Origin of the sequence: Paenibacillus xylanilyticus (assembly GCF_047246825.1) — a bacterium.
Lineage (GTDB): Bacteria > Bacillota > Bacilli > Paenibacillales > Paenibacillaceae > Paenibacillus > Paenibacillus xylanilyticus_B.
Genome location: NZ_JBFOLB010000001.1, coordinates 637520 through 654396 on the forward strand (window position 1 = coordinate 637520; position 16877 = coordinate 654396).

Consider the following 16877-nt stretch of genomic DNA (forward strand, 5'->3'; position numbering starts at 1 on the left):
TTTTTCGCGAAATCCTGTAAAAAAAAGGGGCCCAAAACCATTACCATGATAGGAGCATCTAATCATGGAGGTTATCCAAATGGAGCTTATGAAAGCAGATGTAACCGTCGTAGGCGGAGGTATTGCTGGGATATGCGCTGCCATTGCTGCCGCACGCCAAGGGCTGCAGGTTTCACTTATCAATGACCGGCCGGTTCTTGGGGGAAATGCGAGCAGTGAGGTCAGGGTTCATATCAACGGGTCGGCATATCTCGGAAACAGTCCTTCCTACTATGCTCGCGAGGGCGGGTTGGTAGAAGAACTCAAGCTGAAGATCTTTCATTATAATCCGTTATACAACAAGAAGCTTATGCTTTCGCTTTCGGATACGGTCTTGCTCGACATGGTTTATGATGAGCCTAACATTTCTCTATTCCTGAATACATGCGTGCATGAAACGGGCATGGAGAACGGCAGAATCAAATGGGTGGAGGGCCTTCAATTAGCTTCGGAAAGAAAATTTCGTTTTGAAAGCCCTACCTACATTGATTGCTCCGGCGATGGTATTGTTGGATATCAAGCAGGTGCTCACTTCCGATGGGGAAGAGAGGCGAAGCATGAATTCGAGGAGGAGCTCGCTCCAGAAGTGGCGGATCATTACACCATGGGCGATACGATTCTGTTTCAAGCCCGTGACGTAGACTATTCCGTTCCTTACAAAAGGCCTGGCTTTGCGTATGATATTACGAAGTTGGATTTTTTCGATAGTATCCGAAAAGGATTAAACCATCGATCTTTTCCAAGGAAAATCAATGGGCTTGGCGGATTGTGGTGGCTGGAATACGGCGGACATATGGACATTATTAAGAATAATGAAGATATCGCATTGGAACTGCGGAAATTGGTGTACGGGATATGGGATTATATCAAAAATAGCGGCGAGTTTGATGATGTAGACAATCTTATCCTGGATTATGTATGCCCGATCCCGGGAAAGCGCGAGTCGAGACGGTTTATAGGGGAACACATGCTGTCTCAGAACGATCTTACAGCAAAGCCTCATTTCGAAGATGCTGTATCCGTCGGAGGTTGGTACATGGATCTGCATGCGAATAAAGGCATCTACGATGAGGGGCCGGCTACCGCGTGGAATTTCGTGCCGGGATTATATAATATCCCTTTCCGCAGCTTATTTTCACGTAATATTCCTAATCTCATGTTCGCTGGCCGCAATATAAGCGCTACCCATGTGGCTTTCGGGTCTACAAGGGTCATGGCAACCTGTGGTTGTATGGGGCAGGCGGTAGGAACGGCTGCTGCGTTATGCGTAAAATATGAGGCAGATCCCGCGGCCATCGCCAAAGCCCATATGGGCGAGCTTCAAGCGCAGCTGCTTCGAGACGGGCAAACGATTGTAGGGCTTCAAGAGCGGTTGGATCCATATTTCGCTGACGGATTGGCGATTCGTGCCTCGTCTCAGCGAAGCTACGATAATCTTCAACCAACCGAAGAGATCTCCCTGGACAAAGCGTTATGTTTGGTCTTGCCGATTCAGACATCCATGGCTGAAAGCGTGCAGATCAAGATTAAAAATAGATCCGGGCATGCGGAAACGTTGCAAGTGAAGCTGTTTGGCGGGGAGCGGAAGGAAAACTATATTCCCACCAGCGAGCTGAAAGACTATCGATTGCAAATTTCAGCTCGTCACGATGACTGGATTACGCTTGACCTCAGCTGCAAGAAGCCGGCTGACGACAAAATCTACATCGTATTGGAGGGTACGGCAAGCCTTGCTGTACACACCAATGAAGAGAAAATGACAGGAGCGGTGAGCTTCTATTATAGACCGGAAGAGCCATCCAGACTGAAGAAATTCAACAGAAGTATTTGCTTCAAGGATCTGATACCATCCCAGGATATGTATAATCCCGCGAATGTCGTCAACGGATACTCCAGACCTTATGGTCTGCCGAACGGCTGGATTTCTGAACGTACGGAAGGACAGGAATGGTTGGAATTTGGTTTTGCAAGCCCCAAAAATCTGGATGAACTCCATCTTGTTTTTAATTCGCAGCTGAACTTGGAGCATTTCGACGATCCGATCGAGCCACTTATCCAAGACTATGATGTGACCTTAACCATGGAAGACGGAACCGAGAGTAAAATTAATATCCGTGGGAATTATCTTTCGTTGAATAAACATCAGGTGCATGCAAAAGGTGTAACCCGAATCCGGATTAATTTCTTCTCAACGTATGGTTCGCCTTATTTTGAAGTGTTTGCTGTAAAATTTTTTGCTCCTAAAACGCTAAGTGAGGTCGGGTGAAGTCGCGATGAAGGAATTTTCACCTCGAAGAGGGCTGCCTAATGTCATTACAAAGTTGGAAAATGGGGAAACCGTGACCATCGTCTATTTCGGCGGCAGTAATACGCGTTCTAAAGGATACAGGGTCATGACGGCGGATTGGCTGCGAGAGCAATACCCCAATGCGGATATTCGCTCTGTGAATGCAGGCATTGATGGGACAGGATCGGACCTCGGCTGCGCCCGAGTGGAGACCGATGTACTGCGTCATCAGCCTGATCTCGTGTTTGTTGAATTTGTTGGAAACGATGGCGGAGTTCCCGAATCCAAGGCGCGGATCGAAGGCATTGTCCGACAGATCCGCAAGCGCAGCCGGTTTACCGATATCCTGTTTGTTTATACGGTTAAGGAGCGGGATTTAACCTTATTTCAATCTGGCCAATACCAGAAGGGAGCTCTTATGCAAGAGGAAGTGGCCGATTATTATGGCATTCCTTCGATTCATCTGGGCGTAGCGGTCAGTCAATTGGTTTCTGAGGGAAAGCTCATTTTCACCTCAAGGGCAAACGTGTCCATTCCCGGAGCCGTTATTTTTACGCATGATTCGATCCATCCCACTATTCCCGAAGGACACCAGATCTACACGGATACCATCACCCGGTCGTTTGAGAAAATGAGCGAACTTCGCGATCGTGTGGGAAAAGTTGAACATCACTTGCCGCAGGACCCTTTGGTCCCTACCAATCCTTGGGAGTATGCGACCATGCTTCCGCTGGATCGTCTTACTCTTTTTTCGGCAGGATGGTCTTACATGACCCCAGATAATTTTGCTTTAGTACGCGAGTACGATTGGTTGTTTCCCGGCCTATGGCGGGCAGTCGATCCCGGAGAGGCGATCACGGTGGAGTTTGAGGGAACCCACATCGGGTTATTCGATATCGGGGGGCCGGATTCTGGCAGATTGAAGGTGTCGGTGGATGGAGGGGAACCCTTTCTTGTCGATCGATTCACACCCTATAACGATCATAATCGAAATCAGTATGTTTTCTTGCCGGAGCTGCCGAATGGGAAACATACGGTTCGTTTCGAAATCGATCACGAGAAGACAGACAAAGCGGCCGTGTTTGAAGCAAGCGGCAATGAACGAAGTATGGAACATGTTCGGCAGCATCCAGCTTGGTATGATCAAACGGTCATTCAGCTTGGGCAGTTGTTATTGGTGCAGCCGCCATTATAATGGATTTTTACACTTGGAAGACCTACATTCTATCTGACTGCAATGGAGCGATCAATTAGGATGCAGGTTTCTTTTTTTTACTTAAAATCGTATAAGAAATGCTTAAAATGAAAGAAATTTCACGGTGATATGACATGCTATGATACCAACGAAGAAGCGGGATTAGCTAGAAGGCTAAGGGTTAGGCTAATTGCTTCTTTACGCTCATTCGAGCAAAGGGCAACATCATTTTGAAAGCGTTATCATTAAAAGGAGAGGCTGTGAATTGTATGGTCAAAAGGAAGCTGTTTTTCTTCATCGTTTTCATGTTGACGATCGTAGTTCCTTCCAGCCTGATCGGAATAAGGGCCGCTTATGCGGATACCTTACCTTATCAGACGATTATCATCGATGACGGGAGCATCACGATCAATGATGTTGTGACACCTGATGCGGGTAACGAGAACAATGGATATTCGGCTCCAGACTGGACCACAAGCACAGGGGTGAAGGGGTATGATCATTCCAGCTCCAAATATACGAGTACAGCAGGCAAAACGATAACATGGAATCCACGCTTGGAAGCAGGAACGGCGAAAATTTCGTTCTATAAGCTGGATTGGGCGGATAAGGCAGATAGTAATGTAAAAATCGAAATTGTTCATAATGGAACGACGGATGTAGTCTTTATGGATCTAGAACCTTCATCTGGTGATCCAGCGGGATGGGTTGATTTGGGAGAGTACTATTTTTCCGGAGTTGGTGAAGAATTCGTTCGATTGACTCGGTCTACCAGTACGACGAACACGATCCTTACGCGCGCTGATGCGGTCAAGTTCGAAGGGAATATAAGGCAGAAAGAGCCGCATAAGACGATCATCATCGATGATGGAAGCCTCACAATTGATCATGTCGTCACGGTTGATTCCGGCAACGCTAATAACGGATTCTCCGCTCCTTATTGGAGCACAAGTGCGGGAGTGAAGGGTTACAATAATTCCAGCTCCAAATATACAGACGCCGTAAATAGAAGCATCACATGGAATCCACGCTTGGAAGCAGGGAAGGCGAGAATATCGTTCTATAAGCTGGATTGGGCAGATAAAGCAGATAGTAATGTAAAAATTGAGATTGTTCATAACGGGATTACGGATGTGAAGTTTATGGACCTTAGACCTTCGTCAGGTCCATCGGTCGGATGGGTTGATTTGGGGGAGTATGAGTTCAGTGGTGATGATAGCGAATTTGTCAGGCTGACTCGAACCCAACCTACGACGGGTACAATTATTACTCGGGCCGATGCAGTCAAGTTCGAAGGAAATATCCGGCAGCAGGCACCGCCGTTGCCCCCGCTGCGGAACCGCACATTAGCGAATCTCAGTTACACGGAAAAAGGCAGCATCGAAAATGATAACTATAAGGCAACCTTCTATGAGGCAGCATGGGATGGGGGCAAATCCATCGTTCGTGACATGTTCTACAAGAACACGGACACGGGAAACTGGATGCCGATAAATACTGTGGCGGAAAGACTTGAGGAGCAATGGGTTTTATTGGATGGGAATGCGGGGAGCCGAACCAATTACTACGATACGATGAACAAACGCTGGATTACATTTGACGGGATCACTTTTCCCGACAACCACACGGCGGTATTAACCGATTCCTCGCATGAGAGTGATTACGATTTTGAAGTGAACTGGTCCATGGCAGGGGATAAACCAGATGTTTCCTTTGCTTTTACACCTCGCCGCGACGGCAACTATGTGATTGGATATCAGTCCTTCACAACAGAGGTAGTCTCCGGCATCAATGAAGTGTTAAATGGATTCAGGTCGCATGCCAAAATGGTAGGTACCGTAGAATCAACAAGTTTGAGGGAACTGAGCGCTCCGATGAGTCTGGTTGAGAAGAATGATGGTTCAGGGAATCCTTTGACGTATGGGGTATTTGTACCTTCGGGAGAACTTCCGGTTGAATTTGAACCGACGGGAGGCGTTACGAAACAGCGGCTTGGCATGAGCCTTGTCAACAACGAAGGCAGCGTGCAGCCTATCCTCTATGCTCCTCAATTAGGGACTTATTCGCAAATGACCGCAGAAAGCACCTATCAATTTCATATGGGGCTAATCGCTCAAAAAAACAATTTGTATGAATCCTACGCGGATATTCTCCGCAATGAGTACGATTATTCGGCATACCGGGAAAATGTATCCGATCAGTCGCTTACTGACGCGATGTTCAATATGATCGATCTGCTTAAGATAGAGCCGCAAGGGGATGACTCTGTTGATTATGTCCCTTCACCCAGCGGGTGGTGGAGCCGTGCCAAGGGCTTTATTGATATCGAAAACGAAGATAGCGTTCGAACAAGCTCGAATGCGGTTCTTTTGGGGGCTTACTATTTGACGGGGGATGACCAGCTTTACGATACGAGAGCATTACCGTCCGTTCAGTATGGCGTATCGCGAAATGGTATCGGTTGGTCGCCGACGCAGAAGAAAGTATACGGCGTACCTTCGTTATGGAAAATGGCTACTCTTCCGTTCGACGTATCAAGCGTAGCCGCGGTCAATCAGATGATGGGCACTTCGGCAGGAATTGGGGCGCTGGCACAGGAAGAGTACCTTGTGCGTGATCCTGACCAGAAAGACCGGGGTCCTGTCATTCAGCCCCTGATGATGTATCGGATGACAGGAGATGCCCAGTATTTACAGGCTGCGAAGGATGCAGCCGACAGCTATATCACGCAGCATATCGATACGCCTGCATCCGTCGATGTGAGTAAAAATGAGTTTATTTATTATTATAGCAAGCTGTGGATGGAAATCTTGGAGCTTTACGAAGAAACTCAGGACCCCAAATACTTGAATGCTGCCTATAAGGAAGCCAAACGGTATGCAACCATGTTTGTTGCTCGTCCGGTTCCTGAAGGTACCGTTACGATTCCGCAGCCTGAGACGTATAATTACGCGGAGTCGTTCCATTGGCCGGAAAGCGGTAAATTTCAATATCCTCGAATCAAGCTCCCGGAAGATGTACCCGGAGGCGTACCAGCGGATCATTGGCTTGTTTCACCGAGCGGATTGACGTTTGAAGCAGGCAGTACAACCGGCTATTATCGGATGAATGCCCAGGAAGCTCCTTTCATGCTGAGATTGTCGCTCTATACAGGGGATAAACTGCTGCAGGATATTGCTCATAATGCGGTGATTGGTCGATATTCCAGTTATCCAGGTTATTACTACAAAGGCTTCGCCGTTAGCCAACTTGAACCGGATTTTCCTCTGGAAGGCCCTAGCGGGGCAACATCCATCTATTATCACCATATACCGGGGCAGCTCGGGCAAACGATGGATTATTTGATCAGTGAACAATCGTTGAAATCGAATGGCAGCATTTCGTTTCCTTCCGTATTTGAAACGAATTTTTTATGGTTCAAATATCATCTTTATGGGAATAAACCAGGTCAATTTTATGGTAATTCCGACGTTTGGCTGTGGATGCCCAAGGGGATTATTAAGACCAATCATCCTCAATTGAACTGGATAACGGGTGAGAGCGGGGATAAATTCTACATTGGGCTGAGCAACGCATCGTCAGATGAAGTACAGACTCCAATTGAATTGAATGAACAAATCATTGGATTCAACCCGGCACAAGATTATACCGTAACGATCATCCGCGATAATGGCACACCAGAGCAAACCGTTATGCGTGGCGGAATCATTGAAGCCACGGTTTCAGCAAAGGGAATCACCGCTATTATTGTAGAGGGTCTCGATATTGATGTACCGCTGCATCAGGTCAGATCGGCTGATACATCGGATGCAAGTTATTTCTTCGATATCCACAGTCCAATCGATGCAGTGAAAGGCATGCTGATCGTTAAGCCCGACGAAACGGTTTATGATGCTTATGTGCAAGCTAAAACGACGAAACCAGCGACAATCCATTATTCCTTAGATGGCGGGGCTACCTATACGACGATTCCAGATACGATATACCCGATGGAATGGTCGATACGGGTGAACGATTTATCCCAAACTTTCACTTACTACGTGGAATCGGAAGGGAAACAGACCCGCAAGCGGACACTTTATCTGCCTGAAAAGGTAACGGAAACACCAATCCAACCCGATGATGGGCAGGATGGTTCATCTATCATTGTGGATAATACGGAAGCGGAGACAGAAGGCGTCTGGATAAGGGATACAACGGCGAACGACTATTACTACGATAACTATGTATATGCGAAATCGACGGCCGGCACAGCGACAAGCAAGATGAGATGGCGGCCTGAGCTGCCAGAAAGTGTCACATACAGTGTGTATTACAAGCTTCCACAAATAACCACTGCAAGTGAAAATTGGACAACAAATGCCTCATTTACCGTTTATTATAGCGGGGGCTCCGAGACGGTTACTGTTGATGAGACAGCAGCGAATGGTACTTGGGTGCACCTGGGGGATTATCCTTTTGCTGCAGGCGATAGCGGGTTCGTGGAACTAACCAACAAGGCCAACAAATCAAGGGTCGTTGCCGATGCGATCATGTGGGTGGACCCGAACCGGATACCACAATTAGAATCTGCTGTGATCTTGTCCGATCGGAACGAACTGCAGATGACTCAAACCGCGCAATTGAGCGTAACCGGCTATTTGGATAACGGTTTGATCGGTGATCTAACCCAGGCCAATGTGCAGTATTTCGTAGATCGAACGGATCTGGCTGAAGTGGGCAGCAGCGGGGTGTTGACCCTTCTACATCTCGATGGGGAAACGGATCACATTGAGGTATGGGCTACTGTTACGATTGACGGAGTGACCTTAACAACGCCGCCTTTGAACATAACGATTAAGGACCTAACGGTTATCGTGGACAGTACAAATACAACCGGGTTATACACGACAGAAGGGTCCTGGAGCCAAAGCAATTTAGCCGGATACAAAATTGGGGTTAAATCCCGTTACTCAACAGTTCAAGGATCATCAGCAACGTGGAAAGGCCAGTTTCCAGAGGGGAAATATACGGTCTCGATCTACAAGCTTGTCCATACGACAGGAAACGATAATAATGTCAAAGTGGAAGTGAAGCATAAGACGGGTACCGAGGTCACCTATATCGATGCAACGGTCGGCTCATCGGGTTGGGTTAATCTAGGAACGTTCGACTTTACGGGGGACGGCAGCGAGTATGTTCGGTTAACCAGGGTTACTCCGACAACGGTAGACCCGCCAACGCTTCCTGCCGATATGATCTATACGAGGGCTGATGCAGTGAAGTTCGAACGGCATTCCGTTAGTTCGGAGCTGCCTGTAAATGAGGTGCCAGATCAACCGACACTTTCCGAATGACCGGGCGTTTATCAATATCGCGATGAGTATATGAATGGAAGTGGAACAACGGTAAGCGATGTTCTACAAATTATTGTAAAATAACCCTAAGAGCTGAGTGGATGAGAACGATCCATTCGGCTTTTTTTTGTCGAGTGTCGAGGGACAAGAACATATTCCCATTACCGATCAGGCATAAATTCGAAGTGAGGGTAAGGGCTAAAAATGGATTGTACTTGTTGGTAAACAGTGTTACTCTAAAAGTCTGTCTTTGACAAGACATTTAATAATAGTCACCATTTTAGTTGTAAAGAAAGGTAACACTATGATAAAAGTTGATAACCTATCCTTCTCATTTCCACAAAAGGAACTATATAAAAACATTTCATTTACGTTTGAAGAGGCACAACACTGCGCTTTTATCGGAACAAGTGGCAGTGGGAAAAGTACACTGATCGATATACTGATGGATCCGGAAAGATATTTGTTCGAGGGCAAGTTAGAGATAGACCCAGATTGCAGAATCGGGCATGTGAGTCAGTTCTCGCAAGTAGATAAAACCAAAGAAATGACCGTTTTTGAATATATCGGAGAAGAATTTATCAAGATACAAGATGAAATCACAGCGATTTATGCTGAAATGGAAACCACGTCGGATATGGATGCACTGATGGAAAAGGTTCAATCGGCTTTGGACGCATTCGATTCGATGGACGGAGATAATTTTGAAAACACCATTAATAAGCAGCTAAATCTGGCCAATCTCATGAAGCTCAAAGATCTTAGTATATCCGACGTGAGTGGTGGGGAATTCAAACTTATTCAAGTGATGAAGGAAATGCTTAATCGTCCGGACTTGATGATTATGGACGAACCAGATGTATTTTTAGACTTTGAAAATCTAAATGCGCTTAAAAAACTTATTAATTCCTACAAGGGAATGCTGCTAGTTGTTACGCACAACCGATATCTATTGAATCATTGTTTCAACAAAATTATACATCTTGAAAACACGGAGATCCAAGAGTTTGATGGGCGATATATTGATTATAACTTCTCACTACTTCAGACTAAAATTGAGTTACAAGAACTCACAATCGCTGAAGCTGAAGAAATTGAGAGAAACGAGAACATCGTTCATAATCTTAGAGCTATCGCAACTTATAATGCAGAAGCATCCAGAGGTAGAGCTTTAAAAGCTAGAGTTAAGTTTACAGAAAGATTGGAAGCGCGCAGAATTAAAGCGCCATTTGTTGATATTAAACAACCGAATATCAGTTTTGGTATTGATAATGAACTTGAAGACACCACTGTTATAAATGTCAATAATTATAGCGTTGCCTTTGATGAGTTGCTTTTAGACAATGTTAACTTTGAGATAAAATCTACAGATAAAGTAGCCATTATCGGTTCAAACGGTACCGGGAAAACAACTTTACTCCGAGAAATCTTTAAAAATAATCATGATTCAATTGAAATAAATGCTGATGTCAACGTGGCTTATTTATCTCAGCTTCAAGGCGAAATGCTAAAGGATTCCAATACAATACTAGATGAATTCATCGAGGCTGGGTTTGAAACTTATGATGAGATTAGATCGTATATTTCAAACTATGGCTTTCAAGGAGAAATCCTTAATCAAAAGATAGAATCTTTATCTGGTGGAGAAAAAAACATGCTTCAATTGGCTAAAGTTTCTGCCAGTAAAGCAAACGTGTTGCTTCTTGATGAACCGACAAGCCATTTAGACACTTATACACAAATAGCACTGGAGAAAGCCATAGAGGACTATAAAGGTGCAATTCTCATGATTTCTCATGATTTCTATTCTGTTGTAAATGGTATGGATTATGTTTTAATCATTGACGATAAAACGATTAGAAAAATGAGTATGCTAGAATTTAGAGAGATGATTTATGCTAGTCATTTTAATAAAGACTATTTAGAAACGGAACAAAAGAAAAAGTCAGTTGAAATGAAAATAGAATTGGCTTTGAAAGATACTGATTTTGAATCCGCAAAAGTATTAGTTGATGAGCTGGAAGAGCTAATTAAGTTGCTCTAATTTACAACACTCTGATTGAAAAGTTTGCAAGAAAGTGAAGTCAGTTACAGCGAATAGGGCTAAAGTGAATTAATCTGAGTTCAACGATGAAACATGACGTTGGTAGAAAAGTAGCCATAAAAAAGACACTGATGAATAGAATATCAGTGTCTTTTTACTGTATTGATTTCTTGATACAGCTATCAATCGTTGTAGCGGGACAAGAACATTGTGTCATTCCCGATTAGATTTTTATCTAAACAGTTGCGTGGTGGAAATGATGTTGCGCGACAAATGCACATTAACATAAAAAGTCGTAGGATTGAACTAACATTGTTTCATTCAAAATCACCATTATAGTTAGGGTATCGAAAGGTTTAAGCAGCGGGAAATTACGTGAGTCAGTGGGCTTAGATGAGCAACTCCAAAGTACATCCATGCAATGAAATTTGTTCATATATGGGGATCTGGAGTATGATGGGGGAGGCAATGCTGTTAATCACCATATAAATGATTTTATTTTTATTGTTAACCATACAGCTAAAGGGTTACCAGAAACCCAATGTTTTTTAGCTATTGTTCAAAAGGATTGCCTTTGGAAATTTATTATAAAATCAATGCCACATATGGAGCGATATCTTCGAGCTTTAATGACCTGTGCAGATGGCATGCCGAAAGCATTACGTTTGTACGAAAAACATTTATAGAGCGGAATTTTATTGTAAGTGTAATGCTTTTGGACCCGGTTATACATCACCATACTTCCTTGAAGGGGGATATCTGTTTTGGATGAGCAGTTTCTAGATTTATTGGCCGAGAAATATGATACGGAAGAAAAAATCATAACAGAGATCATCAACCTTGAAGCGATCTCCAATCTCCCGAAAGGAACAGAGCATTTTGTCAGTGATTTGCATGGGGAGTTCCAGGCTTTTCAGCATGTATTAAGAAACGGTTCGGGTACCGTCAAAGAGAAAATCAAAGAATTGTTCCGGGAGGTTTGGACGGATCAAGAAATCAATGATTTTGCGGCGCTCGTTTATTATCCGGAAGAAAAGATACAGCTGGTTATAGGAGACTTGAGCAATAAACAGGCTTTGGACCAGTGGTATAGACACACGATCGAACATATGCTTAAGCTTATTTCTTATGCCTCTTCCAAGTATACGCGCTCGAAATTGCGTAAAGCTCTGCCGGAGCAGTATGTATATATTGTGGAAGAGCTTCTATACAAGACGGATACGACCAACAATAAGGATCCTTATTACGAGGAAATATATCGGCAAATTATATCCTTGGGCCAGGCGGACAAGCTCATTATCGGCCTTGCTTATACGACCCAGCGCCTGGTCGTTGACCATCTTCATGTGGTTGGAGATATCTATGACCGGGGGCCTGACCCCGATAAAATTATGGATACACTAATCAACTACCATTCTGTAGACATTCAGTGGGGGAACCACGATGTCCTCTGGATCGGTGCCTACGCGGGTTCTTTGGTCTGCCTTGCGAATATTATCCGGATCTGCGCCAGATACGACAATCTGGACATCATTGAAGATGTATACGGAATAAATCTACGCCCACTGCTAAACTTGGCGGAGAAATACTATGAAGACAATCCGTCCTTCAGACCTAAGCTGCAGGCGGGCCATAACGTATCCGAGCAGGAAATTCTGCAGATTACCAAAATCCACCAAGCCATTGCCATGATCCAGTTTAAACTTGAAATCCCGATTATCAAAAGACGCCCATACTTTAATATGTCTGAAAGACTTTTGCTGGAGCAGATTGATTACGACAAAAATGAAATCAAAATCTGCGGTAAAACGTACCTGCTGGAAAACACCTGTTTCGCTACCGTAAATCCGCAGCAGCCTGCACAATTGCTGGAGGAAGAACGCGAGGTGATGGAAAAGCTGCTGTTCTCCGTTCAGCATTCCGAAAAGCTGGCCAGACATATGAATTTTCTCATGAAAAAGGGCAGCCTTTATTTAAAATACAACGGGAATTTGTTAATCCACGGCTGTATTCCTTTGGATGAAGAAGGAAATATGGAAGAAATGCAGATTGAAGACAAGACGTGTTCGGGCCGTCAGCTGCTTGATGTTCTTGAAAATTATTTGCGTTACGCCTTTGCGCATCCGGAAGAGACAGAAGATCTGGCGACGGATATGGTATGGTACATCTGGACAGGGGAATGTTCCTCGCTCTTTGGAAAGAGAGAAATGACCACTTTTGAACGGTATTTTATCCAAGATAAAGAAGCACATAAGGAGAGAAAGAATCCTTACTACCATTTACGTGAAAATGAGGAGATCTGCCGGAAAATCCTGCTGGAGTTTGGTTTGAATCCGGATCATGGGCATATCATTAACGGCCACACGCCAGTCAAAGAAATTCGTGGAGAGAGCCCCGTTAAAGCAAACGGAAAAATGGTCGTCATTGACGGAGGTTTTTCCAAAGCTTATCAATCCACAACGGGCATTGCCGGATATACCTTGTTGTATAACTCCTTTGGTATGCAGCTCGTCGCCCATCAGAAATTTAATTCAAAAGAAGATGTATTATGTAACGGAACGGACGTGTTATCTATAAAAAGATTGGTGGACAAAGAACTGGCGCGGAAACTGGTGAGGGAAACCAATGTTGGGGAAAAGCTGCTGCAGAAAATCTCGAATTTGAAGGATCTACTCGATTATCGCTACATGAAATGAAACTATTGCTTGGGCCACGGGGATTCAAGGACCGTCTTATGCGATTGTTGATCAAACCGCCATCAAAGTAATCGATGGAGCAGTGGAAGTTGTCTCTGAAGAGAAGTGAAAGCATTTTACACTCTGATATCCCCCGTTGTTGAATTAACGGGAGACAATAGCTCCATAAAAAAACAAGGAAGCAGCTGACCAACGTGATCAGCTGCTTTTGTTCATATAATGGGCAGGATCGTTGAATAAATACATGTTATAATCTGGATATTCAAATATTTATTGACTGCTCATCTCAAATAACTATCTGGATGCCTTGCAGTTTTGAATCCCCAAGGAAAGGGAATGGAAGCAACGGAATGAATGATAACAAACATCCTGTTCAAGATTTTCGTTTTATAGTAACCTTGCTTGCGGCTACGTTATGTTGTTTAGGTGTTGCGAGGTATTTACGTATTCAATCAGATACGAATATGTATCAATTCTTAACCTGGGATATGTTCCTGGCATGGGTACCGTATATTATTTCATCATGCATGAGTTACACATTCAATAAGAAAGCAAAGAAAATGAGCCTGATCTGGATGGCGCCGATGAGTGTAGGTTGGCTTTTTTTCCTGCCCAATTCGGCCTACCTTTTTACTGAAATCCTGCATTCATTCAGATATTTCGATGCTCAAGGAGAAACCCGGTTCTGGATCAATATTGATTTTTGGTATAACCTCACCCTAACGTTCGCCGTAGCCATACTAGGTTTACTTCTCTCGACGTGCTCGATCATTCAAATACACGGAGTGTTAAACAAATTAGTCAATAAGTACATTAACATAATGGTTATAGGCGCTATTTTACTATTAAGTAGTTTGGGCGTATACATTGGGAGATTTAATCGGTGGAATTCGTGGGATGTATTGTCTAGGCCTTGGCAAATTGTTAAGGATTTAGTGAATGATATCATTGTAGGAAACAGTATCGTTATTGAATTTGTGGCCATTGTATTTGCGATTCAAATATTTGCATACGTTATTGTATCCTTGTTGACTGCAAGGTCTAGTAACGAATGAATGCTGCTCGTTGATTCATCTAAGTTAATGGGCAGGTTAGCTCCAAGATGTGACGTCATCACGCGGAATGCTTAGAATGAGTCTACCTGTGAATTGGTACTTTATGGTTAAATATAGAAGGGATAATTATAAAAAATTGAGGAGGCACAATATATTATGGTCAATGACCTATACCGAAAACTTGTTCCTTTCTCTTCGAAGAAAAGTCTAGTTCAGGTAGCAGCTCAGTTTTTTATTTCAGGGATAATCGGAGTTACATATGGATGTATGTTAATTAACGAAACTATAGGTGGATATATTAATAAAGTCTTGCCGAGTAGTGATGGGCCGGATCTCCATTTGTATTTGCCCATTGTGATTACTGTGTTATTTTACTCATGCTTTGTTCAAAAAAAAAGAATTTTTCTGGAAAAAGTCTCATTTTGTTGTCTTCAAATTTTCACTGCGATAATTAGCTGTATTTTTGCTTGTGCAGTTTTACTTCTGATTTAATCCCAATTGGTGGTACGCTAACGTATAAACGATAGCTTAATAAAAACACGAAAGTAGTATATCCAATTAGTGTTCCGTATGTTGGGATTGCCGCTGCTAGGCTTAAACGAACACTCGATGTGCTTCTGAGAGAGGGCGCTACTGGACAACTACCTAGAAAGTGGTCAGCAGGAGGCCTTACGTTAGGTGGTCGCGGGAATTTTCGATTGAATAAAGTATGCAACTACTTAAATTATGAATGAAATAAGGTATAGAAGATGATACGGGAAATTAAAGAGCAATTCACTGAAGAGATCCTTACTGAAGCATTAAAGCGATATGACATTAATAATGACACCGTTCGTTTATTAGGGACAGGGACTTCCAAATAGTAAGAAGAAAGCTCATCTAGCCTTACAACAAATGGTAACACGAGCAATGAGGTACATTTATACAATGACTCTGGAGACTACAGTATTTATGGAGAGTATATGCCGGTAGAAACTATGACCCAAGAAGAAATACGTGAGGAGTTAGAGGCTGCTTAAAGGGACACGCTATCTGGTAATTAAATCTCGGGAGGGAACATACTTAATGTTTGATCACATCGTTTTCTCACCAGGAATGATTGCTTACAATGGAACGAAATTCTTGGATCAAGAAGATATTTTTCAAGTCAGCTATAATGATGGTAAGAATATTACAATTGACGTTGGCTGGTTAGAAGGGAATTTGCTGTGTTTGTAATTAAAGATTTTGATTGGGAAAACCCATTGTTAGAAAAAAGATGTGTAGAGTCGGATAAGTTACATGAGTTGGTTCATGAGTGTTCTGAGTATGTAAGGGAAATAATTGCTGATTGTTGAGGAACAAGAACAGGTTTCCGTCAATTCTGGCGTAAGGGTGAGTGGTGCAATTGAGCAATACACGCCCTTCATTCGGGAACTGATTGACTAAAGTAACTCGTGTTGTAATAGTATACCCTTATAAAGGTGGTTCGTCCATGCGAAAACAGGTATAGAGACATAATTGACAGCGCTCATGTTTTTCATCTAACAACGTATTAATAAATTTAAATTAATGCTAAATCATACATTTTGGAGGGATATACAAATGAAGCTTACAGGGAATACAAATTTTATTACTGGTGGCGGCTCAGGAATTGGTCGTGCATTGGCAGAAGCATTACACAAACTTGGAAACAAAGTAATCATCTCGGGTAGACGAAAAGAGTGTCTGGAAGAAACCCTTCAAGCAAATCCGGGCATGTTTGCAGTTGAACTGGACATACAGAATCCTTCCAGTATTAAGGAACCGCTGCGAATGTTCTTGACGAAGAGGTTCTGGTTTCAACAGTCACGACGAATTTACTTGGACCGATCCGGATGACTTCTTCATTAATCGAACATTTGAAGTCCAAAGAAGAGGCCGTAATCATTAACACGACTTCTGCGCTTGGATTCGTTCCGCTAGCAACGACTGCTGTAAGGCATATAACTAGACGGTTCTTTTCCTCGTTAAATCAATAAGCTAACAGGCAGGATAGTTGAATTAAACAAGGCCAACAAGGGAGGGAATTAATAGTGTTTCAAATTAGGTTGAGAACAGGGTTTGAAAACAATATAGCTTGAAGAACACCATTCAACATCCTGCTGCATCTGCATACTCGCTCCGAATAATAAACATATTAGTAAGAACTAATGGATAACTGCCCTTCTGCTCCCGCTGATTGAATCAGAGGATCAGATCATGTT

At 43.4% G+C, this 16877-nt stretch carries 7 protein-coding genes and 2 pseudogenes; all 9 read left to right on the forward strand.

All coding sequences use genetic code 11. The features are described 5' to 3' along the window. Positions 1-79 precede the first annotated feature (79 nt). Complete coding sequence (locus tag AB3N00_RS02600) at positions 80-2305, forward strand: FAD-dependent oxidoreductase (RefSeq protein ID WP_413033165.1); 2226 nt, start codon at positions 80-82, stop codon at positions 2303-2305. A 7-nt stretch (positions 2306-2312) separates the two neighbouring features. Then, a complete protein-coding gene (locus AB3N00_RS02605; protein ID WP_413033166.1) occupies positions 2313-3521 on the forward strand; it encodes a GDSL-type esterase/lipase family protein in 1209 nt (402 codons plus the stop codon). 269 nt (positions 3522-3790) lie between these two features. Continuing rightward, positions 3791-8857 (forward strand): hypothetical protein, encoded by a 5067-nt coding sequence (locus tag AB3N00_RS02610; protein WP_413033167.1) that lies wholly within the window; start codon positions 3791-3793, stop codon positions 8855-8857. Between the two features lie 304 nt (positions 8858-9161). Then, positions 9162-10901, forward strand: a complete 1740-nt coding sequence (locus AB3N00_RS02615; protein ID WP_413035175.1) for an ABC-F family ATP-binding cassette domain-containing protein — start codon at positions 9162-9164, stop codon at positions 10899-10901. 764 nt (positions 10902-11665) lie between these two features. Continuing rightward, on the forward strand, positions 11666-13597 hold the full coding sequence (locus AB3N00_RS02620) for a fructose-1,6-bisphosphatase (protein WP_413033168.1): 1932 nt from the start codon (positions 11666-11668) through the stop codon (positions 13595-13597). Positions 13598-13607: 10 nt separating this feature from the next. After that, positions 13608-13706 (forward strand): annotated as a pseudogene (locus AB3N00_RS02625) (peptidase E); the annotation flags it as partial. 241 nt (positions 13707-13947) lie between these two features. Continuing rightward, positions 13948-14652: a DUF1361 domain-containing protein gene (locus tag AB3N00_RS02630; protein ID WP_413033169.1), complete on the forward strand. Its 705-nt coding sequence runs from the start codon at positions 13948-13950 to the stop codon at positions 14650-14652. A 1065-nt stretch (positions 14653-15717) separates the two neighbouring features. Further along, the gene (locus AB3N00_RS02635) at positions 15718-15870 is read left to right on the forward strand and encodes a hypothetical protein (protein WP_413033170.1); all 153 of its coding nucleotides are present in this window, start codon (positions 15718-15720) and stop codon (positions 15868-15870) included. A gap of 366 nt (positions 15871-16236) precedes the next feature. Continuing rightward, a pseudogene (locus AB3N00_RS02640) lies at positions 16237-16625 on the forward strand (SDR family NAD(P)-dependent oxidoreductase); the annotation flags it as partial. Between the last annotated feature and the right edge of the window lie 252 nt (positions 16626-16877).

Coding starts and splice junctions, on each gene's coding strand:
- AB3N00_RS02635 (WP_413033170.1), top strand. CDS start 15,718: ATGTTTGATCACATCGTTTTCTCACCAGGAATGATTGCTTACAATGGA.
- AB3N00_RS02630 (WP_413033169.1), top strand. CDS start 13,948: ATGAATGATAACAAACATCCTGTTCAAGATTTTCGTTTTATAGTAACC.
- AB3N00_RS02600 (WP_413033165.1), top strand. CDS start 80: ATGGAGCTTATGAAAGCAGATGTAACCGTCGTAGGCGGAGGTATTGCT.
- AB3N00_RS02610 (WP_413033167.1), top strand. CDS start 3,791: ATGGTCAAAAGGAAGCTGTTTTTCTTCATCGTTTTCATGTTGACGATC.
- AB3N00_RS02605 (WP_413033166.1), top strand. CDS start 2,313: ATGAAGGAATTTTCACCTCGAAGAGGGCTGCCTAATGTCATTACAAAG.
- AB3N00_RS02615 (WP_413035175.1), top strand. CDS start 9,162: ATGATAAAAGTTGATAACCTATCCTTCTCATTTCCACAAAAGGAACTA.